Source organism: Halothiobacillus sp., from assembly GCF_027346185.1.
Taxonomy (GTDB): domain Bacteria; phylum Pseudomonadota; class Gammaproteobacteria; order Halothiobacillales; family Halothiobacillaceae; genus Halothiobacillus.
The window spans coordinates 1-19,302 of record NZ_DAIESY010000006.1 but is presented as its reverse complement, the minus strand read 5'-3'; the positions used below and the strand labels follow the sequence as shown (position 1 = coordinate 19,302).

19 protein-coding genes and 3 tRNA genes are annotated in these 19,302 nt (G+C 52.7%); 8 read left to right on the top strand and 14 right to left on the bottom strand.

Annotated elements, in window-relative coordinates:
• Positions 1 to 351: hypothetical protein (locus M7R55_RS12195; RefSeq protein WP_366881107.1), on the top strand; the 351-nt coding region annotated here is incomplete at its 5' end.
• A 109-nt stretch (positions 352 to 460) separates the two neighbouring features.
• Here M7R55_RS12195 and M7R55_RS00675 read toward each other — a convergent pair.
• The 10 genes from M7R55_RS00675 to M7R55_RS00630 all read right to left on the bottom strand — a co-directional run bounded on the left by M7R55_RS00675 (position 461) and on the right by M7R55_RS00630 (position 8,968).
• Positions 461 to 859, bottom strand: a complete 399-nt coding sequence (locus M7R55_RS00675; protein ID WP_298217598.1) for a hypothetical protein — start codon at positions 857 to 859, stop codon at positions 461 to 463.
• Positions 856 to 2,397 carry a YfjI family protein gene (locus tag M7R55_RS00670; protein WP_298217596.1) on the bottom strand — a complete coding sequence of 514 codons (1,542 nt, stop codon included), beginning with the start codon at positions 2,395 to 2,397 and terminating at the stop codon, positions 856 to 858. The genes M7R55_RS00675 and M7R55_RS00670 overlap by 4 nt, the downstream gene beginning before the upstream one ends.
• Before the next feature lie 465 nt (positions 2,398 to 2,862).
• Positions 2,863 to 3,132 carry a hypothetical protein gene (locus M7R55_RS00665; RefSeq protein WP_298217594.1) on the bottom strand — a complete coding sequence of 90 codons (270 nt, stop codon included), beginning with the start codon at positions 3,130 to 3,132 and terminating at the stop codon, positions 2,863 to 2,865.
• A 174-nt stretch (positions 3,133 to 3,306) separates the two neighbouring features.
• On the bottom strand, positions 3,307 to 4,188 hold the full coding sequence (locus tag M7R55_RS00660) for a hypothetical protein (RefSeq protein ID WP_298217593.1): 882 nt from the start codon (positions 4,186 to 4,188) through the stop codon (positions 3,307 to 3,309).
• A complete protein-coding gene (locus tag M7R55_RS00655) occupies positions 4,185 to 5,261 on the bottom strand; it encodes a site-specific integrase (RefSeq protein ID WP_298217591.1) in 1,077 nt (358 codons plus the stop codon). Before M7R55_RS00655 ends, M7R55_RS00660 begins: the two co-directional genes overlap by 4 nt.
• Before the next feature lie 482 nt (positions 5,262 to 5,743).
• Positions 5,744 to 5,819, bottom strand: a tRNA-His gene (locus M7R55_RS00650).
• Positions 5,820 to 5,840: 21 nt separating this feature from the next.
• Positions 5,841 to 5,917, bottom strand: a tRNA-Arg gene (locus M7R55_RS00645).
• 15 nt (positions 5,918 to 5,932) lie between these two features.
• Positions 5,933 to 6,009: transfer RNA gene (locus M7R55_RS00640), tRNA-Pro, on the bottom strand.
• A 141-nt stretch (positions 6,010 to 6,150) separates the two neighbouring features.
• Complete coding sequence (gene ptsP / locus M7R55_RS00635) at positions 6,151 to 8,436, bottom strand: phosphoenolpyruvate--protein phosphotransferase (RefSeq protein ID WP_298217589.1); 2,286 nt, start codon at positions 8,434 to 8,436, stop codon at positions 6,151 to 6,153.
• The gene (locus M7R55_RS00630) at positions 8,426 to 8,968 is read right to left on the bottom strand and encodes an RNA pyrophosphohydrolase (protein WP_298217587.1); all 543 of its coding nucleotides are present in this window, start codon (positions 8,966 to 8,968) and stop codon (positions 8,426 to 8,428) included. The genes ptsP and M7R55_RS00630 overlap by 11 nt, the downstream gene beginning before the upstream one ends.
• A 233-nt stretch (positions 8,969 to 9,201) precedes the next feature.
• Between M7R55_RS00630 and M7R55_RS00625 the strand changes: the two genes are divergently transcribed.
• Positions 9,202 to 9,858: an HAD family hydrolase gene (locus M7R55_RS00625; RefSeq protein WP_298217585.1), complete on the top strand. Its 657-nt coding sequence runs from the start codon at positions 9,202 to 9,204 to the stop codon at positions 9,856 to 9,858.
• Between the two features lie 68 nt (positions 9,859 to 9,926).
• Here M7R55_RS00625 and dcd read toward each other — a convergent pair whose 3' ends face one another.
• Together dcd and M7R55_RS00615 are read right to left on the bottom strand one after the other, a co-directional pair.
• On the bottom strand, positions 9,927 to 10,493 hold the full coding sequence (dcd, locus tag M7R55_RS00620; protein ID WP_298217583.1) for a dCTP deaminase: 567 nt from the start codon (positions 10,491 to 10,493) through the stop codon (positions 9,927 to 9,929).
• A gap of 94 nt (positions 10,494 to 10,587) precedes the next feature.
• A complete protein-coding gene (locus M7R55_RS00615; protein WP_298217580.1) occupies positions 10,588 to 10,899 on the bottom strand; it encodes a hypothetical protein in 312 nt (103 codons plus the stop codon).
• Between the two features lie 269 nt (positions 10,900 to 11,168).
• Here M7R55_RS00615 and M7R55_RS00610 point away from each other — a divergent pair, with 269 nt between their 5' ends.
• Entirely contained in the window at positions 11,169 to 11,801 is a 633-nt protein-coding gene (locus M7R55_RS00610) for a DUF1134 domain-containing protein (RefSeq protein WP_298217578.1), read from the top strand.
• Between the two features lie 56 nt (positions 11,802 to 11,857).
• Here M7R55_RS00610 and fur read toward each other — a convergent pair whose 3' ends face one another.
• Positions 11,858 to 12,277: a ferric iron uptake transcriptional regulator gene (gene fur, locus M7R55_RS00605; protein WP_298217576.1), complete on the bottom strand. Its 420-nt coding sequence runs from the start codon at positions 12,275 to 12,277 to the stop codon at positions 11,858 to 11,860.
• A gap of 177 nt (positions 12,278 to 12,454) precedes the next feature.
• Here fur and M7R55_RS00600 point away from each other — a divergent pair, with 177 nt between their 5' ends.
• From M7R55_RS00600 to fabB, 4 genes are all read left to right on the top strand, one after another.
• Positions 12,455 to 13,027, top strand: coding sequence for an outer membrane protein assembly factor BamE (locus tag M7R55_RS00600; protein WP_298217574.1), 573 nt, complete (start codon positions 12,455 to 12,457; stop codon positions 13,025 to 13,027).
• A 31-nt stretch (positions 13,028 to 13,058) separates the two neighbouring features.
• Positions 13,059 to 13,457, top strand: coding sequence for a DUF423 domain-containing protein (locus M7R55_RS00595; protein ID WP_298217572.1), 399 nt, complete (start codon positions 13,059 to 13,061; stop codon positions 13,455 to 13,457).
• A 151-nt stretch (positions 13,458 to 13,608) separates the two neighbouring features.
• A complete protein-coding gene (gene fabA / locus M7R55_RS00590) occupies positions 13,609 to 14,127 on the top strand; it encodes a bifunctional 3-hydroxydecanoyl-ACP dehydratase/trans-2-decenoyl-ACP isomerase (protein WP_298217571.1) in 519 nt (172 codons plus the stop codon).
• A 6-nt stretch (positions 14,128 to 14,133) separates the two neighbouring features.
• A complete protein-coding gene (fabB, locus tag M7R55_RS00585; protein ID WP_298217569.1) occupies positions 14,134 to 15,351 on the top strand; it encodes a beta-ketoacyl-ACP synthase I in 1,218 nt (405 codons plus the stop codon).
• 54 nt (positions 15,352 to 15,405) lie between these two features.
• On the opposite strand, the gene M7R55_RS00580 is transcribed toward fabB, so the two are convergent.
• The gene (locus M7R55_RS00580; protein ID WP_298217567.1) at positions 15,406 to 17,040 is read right to left on the bottom strand and encodes an ABC transporter ATP-binding protein; all 1,635 of its coding nucleotides are present in this window, start codon (positions 17,038 to 17,040) and stop codon (positions 15,406 to 15,408) included.
• A 244-nt stretch (positions 17,041 to 17,284) separates the two neighbouring features.
• Between M7R55_RS00580 and rlmKL the strand changes: the two genes are divergently transcribed.
• A partial coding sequence (gene rlmKL / locus M7R55_RS00575) for a bifunctional 23S rRNA (guanine(2069)-N(7))-methyltransferase RlmK/23S rRNA (guanine(2445)-N(2))-methyltransferase RlmL (protein WP_298217566.1) occupies positions 17,285 to 19,302 on the top strand: 2,018 nt, incomplete at its 3' end.

The following is a 19,302-nucleotide window of genomic DNA, read 5'->3' as shown; positions in this document are numbered from 1 at the left end:
ATCCGTATCCGGGAACTCCTCATCCAAGGCAGAAAGACTCGCCAGAGTGGCCAGAAGCCCTTTGCGTTTTACGGGCTCGATAATCAAGCGATCGTCCTCACGCCGCATGATGGCCTCTTGCGTGCCATTGATCCGTCAATGGATGCATTCGTGTGCCCGATTGGGCTGCGTGTTAGCACCTATTCCTGGAACATCATTTCACCGAAGGTCGACGGCCTCCTCCAGCAGGTTCATCTGGCCAGCTTCCGGCGGAGCCCGTTAAACCCGCAGTACCTGACCAAAAAGCAAAGCGTGTTCCAGAAAATCGCCGCGTTTGTGGAAAAGTACAAAGGCGTGGGCGGGGTTATATAACCTTTTGATCATTCACGGTCGGTGGTACAACTCTAAATTGTCCTGCATGACCAAAATCAATTCATCCGGCCATTATTCAACCGGCGTTTGCCGTCTATGAGTACCTCCTTTAGTCATCACGGGGAAAATTTTTGGACGTTTTTTTGTCCAGATATTTCAGATATTCCGGGGGGGATGTGATTGCTAGGTAAACGGTTTCGGGGTGATTCTTCGCCAAATCAGCCCACCATTCAACATGAGACAATCTTTCGCTATATGAGCCTTCTGTCTTGGGGCTAAACGCATCGCGCCAGATCCAATATACAAGTTCGTCTGTGGCGTTCGGTGCGATTGACTGAATCATCTGTCTGATGTTCTCAGGCGCCTGCCCCTTTGCTATCGCTACAGTTGCTACTTCTGCTACTGGTGTTCCCCTAACATTTACTGGCTGCGTTGCTACTGCTGCAGTTGCTACACATGCGACAGGTGGTTTGGTCAATATTGAGCGCATCTTGTTTGCAAAGCTCATGATGACACCCCCAGCAATGAGGGGTTCAGCTCTACGAAGCGAGTTTTGCCTTCGCCATCAATGCGCAGATGGTTGGCGTCTTCAAGTAACTCGAGGGCAGCATCTCGTGCGGCTTTTGCGCGCAGTTGGTTAGGGGCGTATTGACTGATTTTTCGAGTTGTAATGCGTCTGCTTCCCGTGGAGCGACATTCCTTGGTGAGCCAGTCAATTAGCGTTTTGGCGTGAAGCACACCCAATGGAACCGCCAGTTCATTAAACAGTCGTTTGGCTTCGTCAAGGTGCCATGACACAATTATCGCGGCGGCCTCAACGTGATCGGATTCGATGTCCCCTGATCGTTTTTCTGCGCAATGAAAAACGGCAGCCAATCGCGCCACGTTATCTGCGGCCTTGCTTGCTGAATCACGTAACTCGTGAAGGTCTCCCCCTCTGCGCAGTTCGATTTCGATCTGGTCATGAACTGATATCCATGTGCGGCGTCCATCGTCTGAAAATCGCAGCATTTCGGGTGTTAAATGGCCTTCCTCATCCATGGCTGGTTCACGATCAAGCAATCCAGTCATAACGGCATGCATCTGATTTAAGTTCGGCCAAGATGCTGGTGCATACTTAAACGGGCGATATCCTTGCGTGCTCTCAGGCCAGCACACCAAAAACCTCGCTAAAAATCCTGAGCCGCGTGCAAGGGTGCCGGACTTTTCAAGAAATGACTGGATTACACTCGGTTGCACCATAATGGACGCCGAGCATCGAACTCCATCGCTTGCGGGGTAGCTTTCCGAGGTGCGGCGATCCACGCCCTCGACTTTGCCGCCCCACGCGGTATTCAATACAGCCAGATTTTTTAGGATGTTGTCAGACTTCATGCCATGACCGCCAAAAATCACCCCGCCCTCAGATGTCGATAGATGCTTACATGGCCACATGTTTGCCAGTGAAAACGCGAGTTGTTCAGGCGTGATGTCGGTGGCAACGATTTTCGGGGTCCGGGGTAGCTTAGGTTCACTCTCCATGTGGTCTTTGAGAAAATCGAGCGCATTCGCCTTTTCCTCCGGGCTTTTGGCGTTGGAAAAAGTACGTGCCCGAACAGATTTTTCAGACTCCCACATCGCCGACTCGTCTTCGAAGCTTTTGCGAGCGTTTTCTCCCCTGATGCGGTGATGCGCGTCATGCGCGGCGATTGGGCGGTTGAAAACATCTTCAACCGTCGTTTTCCGCTCGCCGGAATCGGCGAGGATCAGTCCATATAACGATGTGGGGCCATGAAGAGAAGGCGCACGCTCCACATCAAAATGTGCTTGAACGCATGCCGCCATGGCTGTAATCGCTGCCGTGGCCACCATGGCCAAAGGCGCTTGGGTGAAGGATTGCACCTCAATCACCGCGTGTCGCAGAGTATCTGGTAGCACGTCGATCGGGTATGGCGTTGATTCGCTTTTGAGAACCAGTGGTACTGGGTCATCCCAATGAGTAGCAGGTGTAGCGAAAGTAGCAGTAGCAAATGCCTCGTACTCAGCTTGATCATACAAACTAGCCATGTCGCACCTCGCGAGAAACCCGTTGACCAGCTTCGGTTAAGACATAATGGGCGCGGCGCAGGATGTCATAATCCGATCTATCTAGTGGTTGTCCGCTAATGGCTTTACTTGCACAAATGCGGCAAACATTGATTTCAGTTAAAACCGAATCAAGGACTTGCAGGCAAGGCCACCCCTCAAATTTCGGCTTGATGTGCGGTGCCTGACCGTACCCATGGCGCAAGTGATCGGGAAGTAATTCGACATAGTGCATGCCGACCGCAGCTAAGATGTCGCGGTGCACACACCCGGCGTTACAAACGATCTGTATGCTCCCACTTTCGGTTTGTCTCATCATGAGCGTCCGATTTTCGTGACGGCTCCTGCCGTCACCTTGGTGGACGGGACACCATGAGCGAGCCGACTTGCCGTTGATTTTCACGTTAGGGAACCGACTAGCTATAGCCTCAAAACCTTGAAAGCTTTTCATTTCTTTGCCCCCGCGATGTGAGCGGCGTGGCCAGCCTTGATACCTTCCATAAATTCGGTGCGATCAAATAAAAGCTTGCGTCCAAACCTATAAACCCCGGGTATCTCGTGCCCTTTGGTAAATAAGAGGTGACGCACCCCGCCAGGCGTAAGAGCAGGTTCCATTTGGGTTAATTGCTCTAGCGTGAAAAGCGTCGGCTGTGGCGCTGCTAGGGGTTGAGCGGCTGGTGTGTAGAGTTGGATTTCAGCAGTGTGACGTGTGTTCATGGTTGATCCTTTGATATTCACGGTTGCCGCATTGCGTTGTCGTTGCGGTATGGTGAAAAATCATCGGACGGGGGCTAGACCCCGCAAGAGGGCTATAAAAACACCATATCTATTTGATTTATATGTTTATTCAAGCGGGGGCTCCGTTTTTTAAGTGGAGCCTCCGCAAAAATATTATTTTTTGGATTTCCATCCCCGAAGAATATCTCTTTCAATAGACTTGGCGGATGGCGATTGATTGTTGCGATTTTTTATTCTGAGGTCTTTTTTCAATCGCTCATGAATCTCTTGGGCGAGGACATAAATCTTTTGGGTTTCATGTCCCGGATCGATTTCTTCTGCGATTTTCCTTGCGTGCAGCTTCCATTCATCCTCGCGCCTTAAATTTTGCTCCGCCTTTTCTCGGGCTAAATCACCAGAGATGGAATCTGATGATTCTGATCGAAGTTCACTTTTAATGAACGCAGTTTTAGCTGGTTCGTCAACTAAATCTGAATTAACAGGTTGCTCGTGGAAATATTGAACTGGAGCTTCATGAGGGATGGGATTTTCATTGGTGTTGACTTGGGACGATGTCGGCTTGAAGAGCAACTCAAGTTGCTCAAGTTCCGATGCCCTGATTCGCAGATCTGACGGGGAAATCCAAGGGAAAGTTGGTTCACCGTTTCCTGGAAAAATATTGAAGACCGCTTGCCATGACTCAGGATCATGCCCCCAGTGATACTTGCTCACAGCACATATATCAGCACCTTTGCACGCTCGCACCCATGTAACCTCAACAGGCTTGCCTGACCTCAATTCTTTAACCGTCCAAGGATGCAAATCTACAAGCCCATCCAGTGATTCGCGCGTGATGATTCCTTTTGTTTTCCTGAACAAGAACCAGTTGTTGATGTAAACGCTGAAAACCAGATCACTATTATCCTGCACGCCGTAATCCATTAGGTTTTGTGGAGTAATCTTCTTCCCCAGAAGGTTCGACATTCTTTCAGCAGCCTCATCAACCGTGAAGAAGTCCATACCCATAGGCCCAGGGCCGAACGCTGATGATTTCATCTTTTATCCCCTCCAAAAATGGATGCTGCCATGCGCTCAACGGTGGCAATTTTATGATCATGGGTGAGGTGGCTATATCGTTGCACCATCGCAAGGGTTTTGTGTCCGAGAATGTCGGCAATCTCACGCAATCCCGCCCCGTTCATGGCCAGATAGCTGGCAGCGGTGTGTCGCAGGTCATGGAATCTGAAACCATCAATGCCAGCGCGTTTTAATGCTGTTTGCCATGCACGTTCGAAGTCTAGCGGGGTGTTTTTTGTCTTGGGTGTTCTGCCCGGAAACACGAGAGCATCAGCGGCTAATGGTCGAACCTTGCCCCATTCCCTCAGGGCTTCATGCGCCACGCCCACCAAGGGCACGGCGCGGATATCCCCGTTCTTAGTGTCCCGAAGGGTTAGGGTTTTTCGGCCAAAATCAACATCACACCACGTTAGCCCGGTAATCTCGCCCCGGCGTGAACCGGTGGTAATCGCCAACAACACGATGATTTTTAGCTCTGGCGTATCGGCGGCAAGGTCGCAGGCTTCAAGTAATGCGTTGCGTTCATCATTGGAAAGAAAACGAACACGCCCCCGGCTTTCCTGCCCCAATTTCACGCGCTCGCATGGGTTTGATTCAAGCCATTGCCATTCGGTGACACAAGCGGTTAAAACAGGGCTAAGGGCGGTTAGATAGCGGTTTACAGTGGCAGGTGATCGTTTGCGTGATTTAGCGTCAGGCTTGGGCTTTTTGGCGCGGCTGGCAACCGGTTCGGCGCTCAGTCTCTCTCGATATTCGGCAATCTTGGACGGGGTTAAATCGGCCAGCATCAAGAAGCCGGCGTGTTCTTCCCACCAGGCCAGCAAACGCCCCCGGTTCGTGCTGTCCTTCAGTCTGGGCAATAGCTCTCGACGGTAACGCTCTATGGCATCGTTCAGGGTGTGCTTTTTCCCTTCGGGTGTTCGAAAGTAGCGGCCTTCTTTAATCGCCGCCTCGGTTTGCTGTGCCCATCGTTTCGCATCAGTCAGGCGGTCGAAGGTGGCGGATTCGGTCGGGTGGCCCTTTAATCGGATCTTGACACGGTAACTATTCACGCCTTCGGGGTTCGTTCGCTTCTCGATACTTGCCATGTCATGCCCCAAATGCAAGGCTGATGGTGCGTTTTAGAATTAAGTTGGTCATGTCGCTGCCTCTCGCTCAGGTTGCGGGTGATCTGGTCGGTTGGTGGTTGTACACCTTCCGGCTTTTTTCATGTCCTCAGACAATACGCCGTAACACAAAATAACGCAACAACGGATAGTCTATCCGTTTGCAATTACACATAACACACTGCTATTTAATGATTAAAATAGTTCAAATATCACTTTTGGGGCACTTATGGGGCATCCAGAGGATAAATATTGCTGCTCATGGCCTTGTTCGTGCAAGCACCGAGCGCCCCATGTGGGGCAATTTCTGGCTGGTTGGTTCTGTGTTTAACGGTGGGGTCTTGTGGCTTAGTGCCCCATAAGTGCCCCATGACTGGGTTTTGGACAACAAAAAACCCGCGAAAAGCGGGCTAAGTGTTTGTTCTATATGGGGTGACCGATGGGGTTCGAACCCACGACAACCGGAATCACAATCCGGGACTCTACCAACTGAGCTACGGCCACCATTGTTTGATTGAGCGCGTTTGGCGCGCCCGGCAGGACTCGAACCCGCTACCCTCGGCTTAGAAGGCCGATGCTCTATCCGGATGAGCTACGGGCGCAAGTGAAGCAGAAATTGGTCGGAGTGATAGGATTTGAACCTACGACCACCTGGTCCCAAACCAGGTGCGCTACCAGACTGCGCTACACTCCGAAACAAGGCTTAAAGCCTTACAGTCCTTGTCTTTCAGGACATACCCGATCACAAGAAGCGCGCATGATAGGCATCCAAGCAGGGATTGTCAACCGTAAACTTGGTCGATTGTTTATTAATGGAAAGGGGCCATGACGAGGTTCAAGAACCAGCCCGAATCAAACTGCCCAGCCCCCGCTCTTCAAGCGCCTGGGAGAGCATAGCCCGAATTTGAACTGGTCGACTGCACTCAAGAGCGGCAAAGAGTAATTGCCGTGCATCGGTCTGCTTGAAGCTTCGAATCACCCATTTAATCCGAGGCAATGACCCCGCGCTCATCGAGAGCACGTCGATACCCATTCCGAGGAGCAGGACCGCCCCCATTGGGTCGCCCGCCAATTCGCCGCAAACCGTGACCTCTCGCCCCAGCAGGTGCGATGCATCAACCACTTCAACGATGGCGCGTAGTACTGCTGGGTGCAACGCATCATAACGAGCAGCCACGCGCTCATTATTGCGGTCGATGGCCAAAATGTACTGCGTAAGATCATTGGTACCGATGGATAGGAAATCCACCATGGCTGCAATGATATCGATCTGGTATACCGCAGATGGCACTTCAATCATGACACCGATGCGCGGAGTGGAAATCGTCTGCCCCTCTTCCCTCAATTCATTCAGTGCCTGGAAGATGTACTCTTTCGCCGTTTCCAACTCTTCAACGGAACCGATCATGGGCAGAAGGATGCTGAGATTATCCAAGCCGATGGAAGCCCGTAGCATGGCCCGGATCTGCGTGAGGAAAATTTCGGGATGATCCAGCACCAGACGAATTCCGCGCCACCCGAGGAAAGGGTTATCTTCCTTGATCGGAAAATAGGAAAGCGGTTTGTCTCCACCGACATCCAGTGTCCGCAGCACTACCTCCTTTCCTCGGAAGGTTTCAAGCGCTTCCCGGTAGATCGCCGCTTGATCCTCTTCACCTGGGAACTGTTTGCGGATTTGAAATGGAATTTCCGTACGGTAGAGACCGATACCTTCGGCACCCACCGTCATCGAAGGGGCCATATCGGCCAGCAAGCCGATATTGACGTACATCCCCAAGCGATAACCATCAAGAGACTGGCCAGGTAAGTCACAGAGTGCCTTGAGGGCGGTTGTAAGTTGCGCCTCCTCCTGCGTGAGGCGCGAAAGCTCCTGCCGGAAAGAGCCGACCGGACGAACAACCAGCAGCCCTCGGTAGCCGTCAACGACGACTTCCTGGTCATTCAACGACACGATAGGTAAATCCGACACGCCCATCGCTGCGGGAATACCCAAAGCACGAGCCAGAATAGCCAGATGCGATGAACCCGTACCACTACTGGACACAATTCCCACCAGCCGATTGGTTGGAATCTCGGCCAGATGGGATGCAGAAAGATCCCGCCCAATGAGAACGATACGCTCTGGCAGATCTCGTGCGTCCTGTGTTCGTGCCCGCAGTTTCACCAAAATACGGGTGCCTAAGTCGCGTACATCCTGCGCACGTTCGCGCAGATACGGATCACTCATGTGTTCAAATACTGCAGCGTGCTCGCGCACCGTGTCTCTGAGCGCCGCCGAGGCCGACATCCCCGCTTGCACACGAGATTCCATACTGCCGATGAACGTGCTACTGCCGAGCATCATAATGAAGGCATCAAAAAGGATGTTCTCATCTGCATTGCCAGCGGCACGCGCAAAGTCCGCCTTGAGTTGGGCAAACTCGGAACGAACGGCATCTATTGCAGAGAGCAGGACCTGCCACTCAAGCGCAGGATCTTCGACGACTCTATCGGCAACACTTTCAAGATCAACGGAATTAAGTACGCTGACCGCCGTGCCAAAGACAATGCCTGGTGAACCCGGCAAGCCTCGGGCAACGACAGCAGCACCCAAATCAGAGGCCGGAGCCTCATGCTGAGACAACTCGCCGCTAACTTGGGCCTGTCTGATACCTGAAGCCAATTGGGAAGCCAGTGTGACCAGAAACGATTCTTGATCAGACGAAAATCTCCGCCGTTCGAGCGATTGCACCACGAGCACACCCAGCACGTCACCCCGGTAAATAATCGGCACACCAAGAAATCCGTGGTAGAACTCCTCGCCAATATCGGAAACGAACTTGAATGCAGGGTGATCGGGTGCATTCTCAAGATTGACCAGTTCTGCTCGACGAGCAACCAACCCAACCAGTCCCTCGTTGAGGGCGAGCATCACCTGACCGATCATAGATTGATTCAGGCCTTCGGTTGCCTGTAACAGCAAACCTGTTTCTCGCGGGGGCTCTGGGCGTGTCAATACGTAAACTGAGCAGACATCCACATTGAGCGCATCCCGCACCCGTCGGGCAATCAAATCAAGAGCCGTTCGCAAGTCCACCGACTGAGCGACCTCGGTGACTATTCGACGTAATTCATCGAGCATATGCGGAATCCTTGTCCTGAGTTACTTCCTCTGCAATCAGCAGGGATTCGGGCGGTGTACCGGCATTTGCTGCCCCGGAAAGGAATAACATTGCTTCCTGGTAAACCAAACGCTTGAAGTAAATGACTTCAGGCAGAATCGACCAGTACGAACGCCACGCCCAGCCATCAAACTCTGGCTTGTCAGAAGCATTTAAATCGAATGCTGACTCAGGTGAACGCAGGCGCAACAGAAACCATTTCTGCTTTTGGCCGATACAGGTGGGAAATAAATGGCGACGGATCATATTGCGTGGCAGGCGGTAACGGAGCCAACCACAAGTCCAACTGATCACTTCGACATCAGTTGGTTTCAGACCGGTTTCTTCATGCAGTTCACGGTACATGGCAGCCAAGGGGCGTTCATCATCATTGATTCCCCCCTGAGGGAATTGCCATGAACGGTGCCCGGCGCGTTTGCCCCAGAAGACTTCACCAGCCTGGTTGATTAAAATGATGCCGACATTCGGGCGGAATCCATCACGGTCGATCACGGTTATACTCAAATGCAAAAGGTCTTACGCCAAAATGGGCAGGCCAACAGACAATACCGCCTGTCGCCGCAGCCGAGGAGGAATTGACACATATCATGCCCCGTCGGAATCTTGCATTCATTTTCCACGGGTTGACCCTGTTTGGCAAAACAAAAAGCCCGGCTGGATTAAAGTAATTTCACGGTCTGGAAAAATCCATTTTCATTCCCCCAATTTTCACGCTGAGGTACGAGATGCAACTGGCAATTTTTGATCTGGATAACACCTTGCTCACTGGCGATTCAGACCATGCCTGGGGACAGTTTCTGGTCGATATCGGCGCGGTGGACAGCGAAGCATACGCGGAGCAAAACCAGATTTTTTACGAAGAATACCAACAGGGGACGCTCGACATTGATGCATTTCTGCGTTTCTCACTGGCTCCCTTGGCGAAATACCCCATCGAGCAGTTACATGCATGGCGCGAACAGTTCGTGGTCGAAAAAATAGCGCCAATGGTGACGGATAAAGCGAAAAACCTGGTTAAACATCACCGCCAGCGCGGTGATGAAATGCTCATCATTACTGCAACCAACGCCTTCGTTACCCAGCCAATCGCCGAACTGTTCGGCATAGAACATTTGCTTGCAACCCAACCAAGCATCAATGAAGGCAAATACACCGGAGGTTACGATGGCACTCCAACCTTTCAGGCCGGGAAACAGACCGCACTGGCGCAATGGCTGCAGGTACGGCAACTGCAACCAACCAAAACCTGGTTCTACTCAGACTCGCGAAATGATCTACCTTTGCTGAAGGCGGTTGATCATCCTGTAGCAGTCGACCCAGATACAGCGCTGCGCGAATACGCTTTAAACGAAGGCTGGCCCATTATTTCATTGAGAGATTGAACACGGACCCCCTGCCCGGAAGGTGAAGCCGATCATCTCGGTAGACATGATCGGCCACACCGGGTAAATCAGGCCGTTGGCAACGTAACGCCACGCTGCCCCTGATATTTGCCGCCACGGTCTTTGTACGAAGTTTCGCACTCTTCATCCGATTCCAAAAACAGCATTTGGGCGACGCCTTCGTTCGCGTAAATGCGTGCCGGCAATGGTGTCGTATTCGAGAACTCTAGCGTGACATGACCTTCCCATTCCGGCTCAAGCGGAGTCACATTCACGATAATCCCGCAACGGGCGTAGGTGGATTTACCCAGGCAAATAGTCAGCACCTTTCTGGGAATACGGAAATATTCGATCGTTCTGGCCAAGGCAAACGAGTTTGGCGGAATGATGCAGACATCTGATTCGATATTCACGAAACTTCGCTCATCAAACGACTTTGGGTCGACAATGGTTGAGTTGATATTAGTGAATACCTTAAATTCGTTCGCACACCGCACATCATATCCATAACTGGACGTACCATATGAAATCAGACGATTACCATGCTCGCTTCGTACCTGTTGAGGTGCGAAAGGCTCAATCATGCTGTGCTTTTCAGCCATTTCACGAATCCAACGATCCGATTTAACACTCATGCCACTTATCCCCGTCATCCATTGCAATGCAGGCGCATTTTGGTGTCGATGGCAAGCCTTGTCCAGAGGCATATTTTGCACAACCTTGACCAGATTAGCCACGCGCCCCAAAGAGATAACGATCCTTCTTCTCTTTATTTTTCACTTCATCAGTCACAGGCGCTGGCTTAGTCTTGGGCTTATTTGCGGCACTAGGTACCTCTGGAGTCTCTAGAAGACCAAGATAATCCGAAACCTGCATGGACAACACGAGTAAATCTTCGTCTTCACACTGATCGGCGGTTTTTAAAATAGACAGGGCATACTCCCTTTCAGCCAAAAATCGATAGGTATCTACCTTAACGCTCAACACACGCAACAATTTGAGCTTGAAGCGCGCCATCATTTGCATTAACTCAGGTTCCATTAGCCCTCCTTAATTCGTGTCTTATAGCGTTCGAATTAATACGGTATCTAAAGCAAACTATGGGCCAATAAACCTATACTATTGATGGATAAGGAGCGAACCACATTCAGCAAGACTATATTTCATGCTATCGCACCAAAAAAAAGCAAAAATCCATGGCCGATGCACACAAAATGCACCACACCGTACCTAAGGCAATCGCCAGATGATAAAATCAAACGCAGACTCTTCATACCGTATATTCTCTCGTGACATTCGGAGGAATCAACATGCACCTGATCAATACCCATCTTTTGAAATCCTTGGTGATCGGTGCCGGCCTTGCGCTGCTCACCGGCAATCTATCCGGTTGCGCCAACAACCCGCCAGCCACATCCTCATCTAGGGACACACAAGCAAATAAAGCCATCAACGACAACAACAGCTATAACGAATATGAAACCACGAATGAAGCTGTGAATTTCCTCGGCGGCTCGGCGGAAGCGATTGCCAAGCTCATGGACAAGGCATTCGCTGACTATGGAAGACCGAATGCGTATATCAAAGGTGAGGAAGCCGGGGGCGCCATCGTTCTGGGCGTACGCTACGGTAAAGGTGAATTGGTCACCAAGTCCGGCCAACGTATGACGGTTTATTGGCAAGGCCCTTCTATAGGCTGGGATTTTGGTGGAGATGCCGGCAAGGTGTTCATTCTCGTATACAACCTGCCGCAAACTGATCTGATCTTCCAGCGGTTTGCCGGCGTCAATGGCTCGCTTTATTTTGTGGGTGGACTTGGCATGGATTATCTGCGTTCGCAGGATATTGTGGTCGCGCCCATTCGCGTCGGCGTGGGTATCCGTTTGGGCGCATCCGTCGGCTACATGCAATTTACCAGAGACAAGTCCTACCTACCTTTTTAGGGAAGGTCTGCATAAATGCAGAACTTTCTTGGCAAAAGTGGGATGGTGAAATATGCCTATTTCTTCTTGGCGCGTGCTGCGCCACTGATTCCGTAAATCACCAAAGAATAGTCTGTCAGATCGAAGTCATACTGCTGGGCTATGGCGGCGATGCGTTCCTGAATAACCGGATCATGAAACTCTTCGACCGAGCCAGTTTTGATACAAACCAGATGGTCGTGATCACCCTTTGAAATCAGCTCAAATACCGATTTTCCGCCTTCGAACTGATGCCGCTTGAGAATATCCGCACCTTCAAACTGAGTCAGCACTCGGTACACGGTAGCCAGACCAATATCTTCACCGCGGCTCAACAATTCCTTATATACGTCCTCGGCACTCATATGCCAATCCGGATTGCTTTCGATGATTTCCAGGATTTTAACGCGGGGCAAAGTGACCTTGAGCCCTGCTTTTTTCAGATCGCTTTGTTCCAAAATACACCTCTGCCCCAGAAAAATACTTGTGGGAATAAGTTAAGGATTGTAACTGATTATCCGGATAACACGCTGGTTTGAACTACGGCAACCAATTATTCTCCGTGAACATCTGGAACAAACACCCTGTACTTGCGTATGATTGCCTGACTCTTGATAGAACCAAACGTAAAAAACATGCAACACACACCATTGACCACCTGCCGTGCTCTGCGCGCCCTACCAATCCTGACCTTGCTTTCCCTCTCGCTGATGGGTTGCTCTTCAGTGTACGTACCCAGTTTTATCAAGGTATACCAACCGGATATTGCTCAGGGCAACATCCTTGAGCCGGAGCAAGTCGCCAAAATTCAGGTCGGCATGAGTGCCACAGAAGTCAACCAGATTCTAGGCACACCGGCCCTAGAAGACATTTTCCACCGCAATCGCCGCGAGACCTACGTCTTCTACGACAAACGTGGTAAGGACAAAGCATTCCAACACAACTTGTTTGTATTATATGACGCCAATGGTCGGGTAGCGAAAATCGAACAAAGTGGTGACCCGCTGTCGCAAGCACCGGCGCAAGACTTTCCAGAAGCTTTGCGCAACGACAAGAAGCCTGCCGATCAAGCACCCGCAGCCACGGATACCGAAACGAATAGCAGTGCACCCAATCCCTATTCGTTGACAGCTCCGGCCACATCGACCCCGGCATTAGGCGGCGGTGGTGGCCCATTGGAACCGACCGCTCCTGCTCTTTCGCAGTAAGCGCCAGTCTCCAGACTTTTAGGGAAGCATCGTGACTGCACCACGACTCTGGCTATTACTGGGTATTTCAAACGCACTGCTGGCGGTGATCTTAGCCGCAGCGGGTGCTCATGGCCCGATGGCACCCGCAACGCCCTTCCTGCAGCACATTCTTTCTACGGCCAGTATGTTTCATTTAGTTCATAGCTTGGCCTTGATTCAGTTCGGACTCTGGTTGGTTCTGAATCCGGATCGACACTCACTCGTAGGCTTGTGTTTACTGGCTGGCACGGTGCTTTTTGTCGGCAGCCTGTACGCCATTATCTTCACGACGCTACCGATTCCCGGCGTACTCACACCCATTGGTGGTGCGCTTTTGATGCTTGGCTGGTTGATCTGGGGGTTTCAGGTCCTTATGTCCGGGAAGAGAGATCGGTCAAATTCATTATAAAACAGCCTGCCGTGACGGCAGAAAAGGCTAAAGATGCAACCACCGAATACTGCGTTTACGTCTGCGCGCACGCAAATTGGCAATTCAAGGATTAAAAAAGCCCTGTTTCGGGTAGAATTGCTCTTTTGTGCTTAACCGTATTTGAGTAAACATGACACAGTCCAGCTTTGAATTCGATGATCTGATCCGCTGCGCCAAAGGCGAAATGTTTGGCGAAGGAAACGCCCAGTTGCCGCTTCCACCGATGCTGATGTTCGATCGCATCGAACGGATTGCGAAGGACGGTGGCAAATTCAATAAAGGCGAGATGATCGCGGAACTCCTGATCAAACCGGATTTGTGGTTCTTTGCTTGCCATTTTGAAGGGGACCCGGTGATGCCTGGTTGTTTAGGCCTCGACGCCATGTGGCAGTTGGTCGGCTTCTACCTCGGCTGGAGCGGCGGCAAGGGACACGGTCGTGCACTTGGTGTTGGTGATGTCAAGTTTTCAGGCCAGGTTCTGCCCGAGAACATGAAGATCACCTATCAGGTCGACATCAAACGAATCATCATGCGTAAATTGACCATGGGAATCGCAGATGCCCAGATGTCCGTCGATGGTAAAATCATCTACGAGGCCAAGGATCTACGCGTTGGCCTGTTTACCAATACACAAGCATTGTCGGAGTAAACCATCATGCGCCGCGTCGTCATTACAGGCATGGGAATCGTTTCCAGCATAGGGAACAACCAGAAAGAAGTGCTCGAATCATTGAAGACTGGGCGCTCGGGTATTGAAATCAACCCGGAGCAAGTCGAACGGAGTTTCCGCTCGCACGTTGCCGGTACGTTGAAAATCAATCCCGAAGAGCTCATTGACCGTAAGCTTTTTCGTTTCATGGGTTCGGCTGCTGCGTACACCTACATCTCCATGAAAGAAGCCATTGAGCAATCTGGGTTGACCCCGGAGCAGGTTTCCAACCCACGTGCAGGTCTGATCGTCGGTTCAGGTGGGTCGTCTTGCGCCAATATCGTCGAAACGGCCGATATCGTGCGCGAGAAGGGCGTGAAACGTGTTGGTCCTTACATGGTCACACGCACGATGAGTTCGACCACTTCCGCGTGCCTGGCGACACCGTTTGGCATCAAAGGCGTCAATTTCTCCATCAGCTCTGCCTGCGCAACCTCTGCACACTGCATCGGCTCCGGAGTTGAGCAAATTCAGTTCGGCAAGCAGGACATCGTCTTTGCGGGCGGTGGCGAAGAGTTGCACTGGTCACAAACGGCGATGTTCGATGCCATGGGTGCCTTGTCGTCTAAGTATAACGACGCGCCACATACTGCCTCCCGCCCCTTCGATGCCACCCGCGATGGCTTTGTCATCTCCGGCGGGGGTGGCGTGGTGGTTCTCGAAGAGCTCGAACACGCGTTGGCTCGTGGCGCAAATATCCTGGCGGAAGTTGTCGGGTATGGCGCCACGTCCGATGGCTACGATATGGTTCAGCCGTCAGGCGAAGGCGCCTTACGCTGCATGCAGCAGGCACTGGCTACCGTGGACACGCCGATTGATTACGTCAATACGCACGGCACCAGTACGCCTGCCGGCGATGTGCGTGAGTTGGAATCATTGGCGAAGATCTTCCAAGATTACAAGCCGTATATCACATCAACCAAATCCCTGACTGGACACTCTCTCGGGGCGGCTGGCGCACAAGAAGCAATCTACTCACTGCTGATGATGCAGAACCGGTTCATTGCTGCCTCTGCCAACCTCAATGAAATCGACCCGAAAGCCGAGGGTGTGAACCTGCTGGCGAAAACGCTGGAAAACGTCAAGATCGATACCGTGCTGTCGAACAGCTTCGGTTTTGGTGGAACCAATGCCTCACTGGTAATGCGCCGCTATCTGGGTTAACCGGAGCACGCAGTGCATTCGAGAAAACGCCGCACAGTCGGCGTTTTTTTTCATCTATTGATCAATCACACTGGCGAGCAGTTGCCGAGTATAGGCGTGACTCGGCGACTCAAACACCTGTGCGGTCGCTCCCGTTTCCACAACGATACCCCGGTACAGAACCATCACGCGGTGGGCCATGGCCCGAACAACCCGCAAGTCGTGGGTAATGAACACATAGGTGAGTCCGAACTGCTCTTGCAGCGCGCGCAGCAGACCAAGGATTTGTTTCTGTACGGTTGCATCCAACGCACTGGTCGGTTCATCCAGAATCAGGATTCGAGGTCTTAGGATCAAGGCACGGGCAATGGCAATCCGCTGGCGCTGCCCACCCGAAAATTCATGCGGATAACGGTGCAGGCCCACACCGTCCAGTCCGACGGAGGCCATTGCCTCCTGCACCCGCGCCGCATATTCGGTCTTGGCCAAACGAGGCTCGTGAACGCGCAACCCTTCACCAATCAATTCGCCAATGGTCATCCGGGGCGACAGGGAACCAAACGGGTCCTGAAAAACGATCTGAATATGCCGGCGCAGCGGGCGAAACTCAGACTCACTTAGGTGCTCAACCGCTCTGCCCTCAAGCAGAATTTCTCCCATTGAATGTATAAGGCGCAGCAATGCCAGCGCCAACGTGCTTTTCCCCGAACCCGATTCACCAATTACGCCCAATGTTTTCCCTGCCGATACGGAAAGATCAACATGAGATAAAGCCTGGAATGGGATCGAAGAGGACAGCCACCAATAGCGCCGCTCACCCGGAGCGAATTGCCGAGGCTGCTTGAATTCAACATTGAGATCCCTCGCGCCAAGCACCACCGGGGCATCCTTGGAAACGGCGGGCAAAGGCTCGGGCCCTGGCGTTGCCGCAAGCAGTTGCTGGGTATAGGGATGCTGCGGCGATAAAAAAATCTCATGCACATCACCTCGCTCGACAATCCGGCCCTGCTGCATCACGGCAACCGCATCGGCATAGCGTCGAACAAGATGTAGATCGTGCGTAATCAGCAGCAAGGCCATGCCCATCTCCTGCTGAAGCTCGGTCAGCAGATCCATCATCTGGCCCTGCAACGTCACATCCAGTGCCGTTGTCGGTTCATCGGCGATCAGCAATTTGGGGCGACAAACCAGCGCCATCGCAATCATGGCCCGTTGTCGCTGCCCACCTGAAAGCTGGTGTGGAAACACTTGTGCTCGTTGCTCAGGATCGGGCAAACGTACCCGCTCAAGCCATTCTATGGCACGGCGGTGCGACTCCAACCTCGTCAGCCCTTCATGCACAATGGCGACCTCGGCTATCTGCTGGCCGATGGTCTTCAAGGGGTTAAAGGCGGTCATCGGTTCCTGAAAGATCATGCCGATTTCACGCCCACGAATGCGGCGAAGGGCTTGCTGGGGCATGGTCAGTACATTCTGACCATCGAAGGTGATCGCCCCGGACGTGTACTGCAAATTATCCAGCAACCTTAGAACCGAGAGCGCGGTAATCGTCTTGCCGGAACCGGATTCCCCGACCAGCGCCATTCGCTGACCGGGCAACACGTCAAGACTAACCGCCGAAAGTACCGCTTCGCCGGGCGTGAAATGGGCGGTCAAATCGCGGATCGACAGCAACGCCCCGCCATCGGGGTGGGGATCATGCTGGCCCAATTCTAGGCGTGGGCCTGGGCCTGGGCCTGGGCCTGGGCCTGGGCCTGGGCCTGAGCATAGGGCATCACTCGAAAGAACGTCCGGTATCGGCTCAACTGACATACAAACTTCCTTCGACAACCAACCTTGCATCAATAAACTTCAAGGCCAGTTTATCAGCCAAAACACGATGCCACCCCATAAATGGCGCAACAAGAAACTCACTTTTCCGGTACAGTCACGCGATTATTATCGAGAGAATACCATGACCGATTTAGCCTCCTTCGCACTATCCTGGCCGATCACCGTCGTGAGTGCGCCGGACATGCAGGCGCCTCTGGCAGAAGAAATACGTAGCCTGGTCGATGCCAAAGTATCCGACCGTCCCTTCGGTATCCTGCTTGATGCCACACCAGAACAAGCCTATCGCATTGTCTGCGACAGTCTCATTGCGGGGCACGTGTACCTCACCCTGATTACGGGGCAGGCGGCCACGGCGGACGAACTTTATCGACTGGTGCAACAAATCGACTGGTCAAAGCATCTGGCGGCAGAAGACTATTTCACCATCAGCGCGACAGGCTCAACCGATGCACTTCGCCACACAGGATTCGTCGCCACGCGCATCAAGGATGCGATTGTCGACCAGTTTCGTGAACGAACCGGCTCGCGACCGACGATCGACAGCGAACAACCCGACATTCGCTTGCATTGCCACCTGACGGCAAGTGGACACACCACACTCTCGCTTGAACTCTCGAACGGCTCGCTGCATCGGCGTGGGTATCGTACCGATGGCGGGCTGGCGCCGCTGCGGGAAACACTGGCCGCGGGCATGTTGTGGCGCGCGCGCTGGCCGCAACTGGTCGCTTCCGAAATCGAGACTGGCGCCGCGCTTTTTGATCCGATGTGCGGGTCGGGCACCCTGCTAATCGAAGCGGCCCTTCGCCTGACGGGCTTGCCGCAGAATTTGCGCGTTCAGCGCATCGGCTCAACTGGCTGGCTGGGCCATCGGGAGCAAGCCCAAAAGCAGGTGCTCGACAATCCACCCGAACGGATTGAGGGCATCGACAAGTTGACCTTGATTGGCCAGGACATCGATATCGAGCAGATCACCGCCGCACGCGCCAATGCGGAACGTGCCGGTGTTGATCATCTGATGGTTTTCCGTGAGGCGGATGCGTGGAAAGCCCCCTGCCCCCCCGAGTTTGAAGGCAAAACACGCGGACTGGTGGTGAGCAACCTGCCCTATGGTCACCGGCTGGACGTCGCCGGTGATCACATGAATGATCTCGGTAGCGAATCCAACTGGACGGTACTGACCGATCAATGGCAGCGCTGCTTCAATGGCTGGTATTGGGCCTTCTTGCTTCCGGAGGGTGAAGGGCAAAACTGGCCGCTGCGCTACGAGCGCGTATTTCCCATGGATCAAAGCGGTATTGCCATCGATATGATTCGCGGCAGTTTCGATGGCAAGGCCAGACGAGAAGCACCCGGTCCGATCGGGCTGGCCAATCGGTTATGTGCCGCAGCCGAACAGGCAAGAGCACTGGTCGATGCCGCACCTTTTGCCAATCGCCTGCAAAAAAATTACCGCCACCTGAAGAAACTGGCGGAACGTGAGGACTGGTGCTGTTTTCGCGTCTATGACGCCGATCTGCCGGACTTCAACTGTGCGATTGATCTCTATCGCGATGAGGCCGGTGAAACCTGGGCAGACATACAAGAATACCGGGCACCGAACAAAATCGATCCGCAACTCGCCCGTGCACGCTTATCGATCATTGTCGAACAGGTCATCGAGAATCTCGGTCTGGCAGAAAACCATAGTGTCGTGCGGCAACGCAAGCGCCAGACCGGCGCAGAACAATATCAGAAGATCACCCAAGAGCGCCTGGAACGCGTGGTTCACGAAGGCGGCACTCGTCTCTGGGTGAATCTCACCGACTATCTGGATACAGGGCTATTTCTGGATCACCGCTTGGTACGCAACCACGTCGCGGAGCTGTCGCGCGGGAAGAAACTGCTCAATCTGTTCTGCTATACCGCAACCGCATCGGTTCGTGCCGCACATCAGGGCGCCAGTCGCACCGTTTCGATTGATTTATCGAACACCTATCTCGACTGGGCCGAGCGAAATTTTGCATTGAACAATCTCAAGGTGGGCACGGAACACAGCCTGATTCGCGCCGATGTGCTCGACTGGCTCGAACAGCGCAGCAATACCATCTATCAACCCGAACGATTCGATGTCATTTTCTGTGACCCGCCGACATTCTCCAA

Bases quoted from the DNA above. Each gene is read 5' to 3' on its own strand.
- M7R55_RS00675 (WP_298217598.1), bottom strand. From the start codon at position 859: ATGAGCTTTGCAAACAAGATGCGCTCAATATTGACCAAACCACCTGTC.
- M7R55_RS00670 (WP_298217596.1), bottom strand. From the start codon at position 2,397: ATGGCTAGTTTGTATGATCAAGCTGAGTACGAGGCATTTGCTACTGCT.
- M7R55_RS00665 (WP_298217594.1), bottom strand. From the start codon at position 3,132: ATGAACACACGTCACACTGCTGAAATCCAACTCTACACACCAGCCGCT.
- M7R55_RS00660 (WP_298217593.1), bottom strand. From the start codon at position 4,188: ATGAAATCATCAGCGTTCGGCCCTGGGCCTATGGGTATGGACTTCTTC.
- ptsP (WP_298217589.1), bottom strand. From the start codon at position 8,436: ATGCTCGATGAATTACGTCGAATAGTCACCGAGGTCGCTCAGTCGGTG.
- M7R55_RS00625 (WP_298217585.1), top strand. From the start codon at position 9,202: ATGCAACTGGCAATTTTTGATCTGGATAACACCTTGCTCACTGGCGAT.
- dcd (WP_298217583.1), bottom strand. From the start codon at position 10,493: ATGAGTGTTAAATCGGATCGTTGGATTCGTGAAATGGCTGAAAAGCAC.
- M7R55_RS00615 (WP_298217580.1), bottom strand. From the start codon at position 10,899: ATGGAACCTGAGTTAATGCAAATGATGGCGCGCTTCAAGCTCAAATTG.
- M7R55_RS00610 (WP_298217578.1), top strand. From the start codon at position 11,169: ATGCACCTGATCAATACCCATCTTTTGAAATCCTTGGTGATCGGTGCC.
- M7R55_RS00600 (WP_298217574.1), top strand. From the start codon at position 12,455: ATGCAACACACACCATTGACCACCTGCCGTGCTCTGCGCGCCCTACCA.
- fabA (WP_298217571.1), top strand. From the start codon at position 13,609: ATGACACAGTCCAGCTTTGAATTCGATGATCTGATCCGCTGCGCCAAA.
- fabB (WP_298217569.1), top strand. From the start codon at position 14,134: ATGCGCCGCGTCGTCATTACAGGCATGGGAATCGTTTCCAGCATAGGG.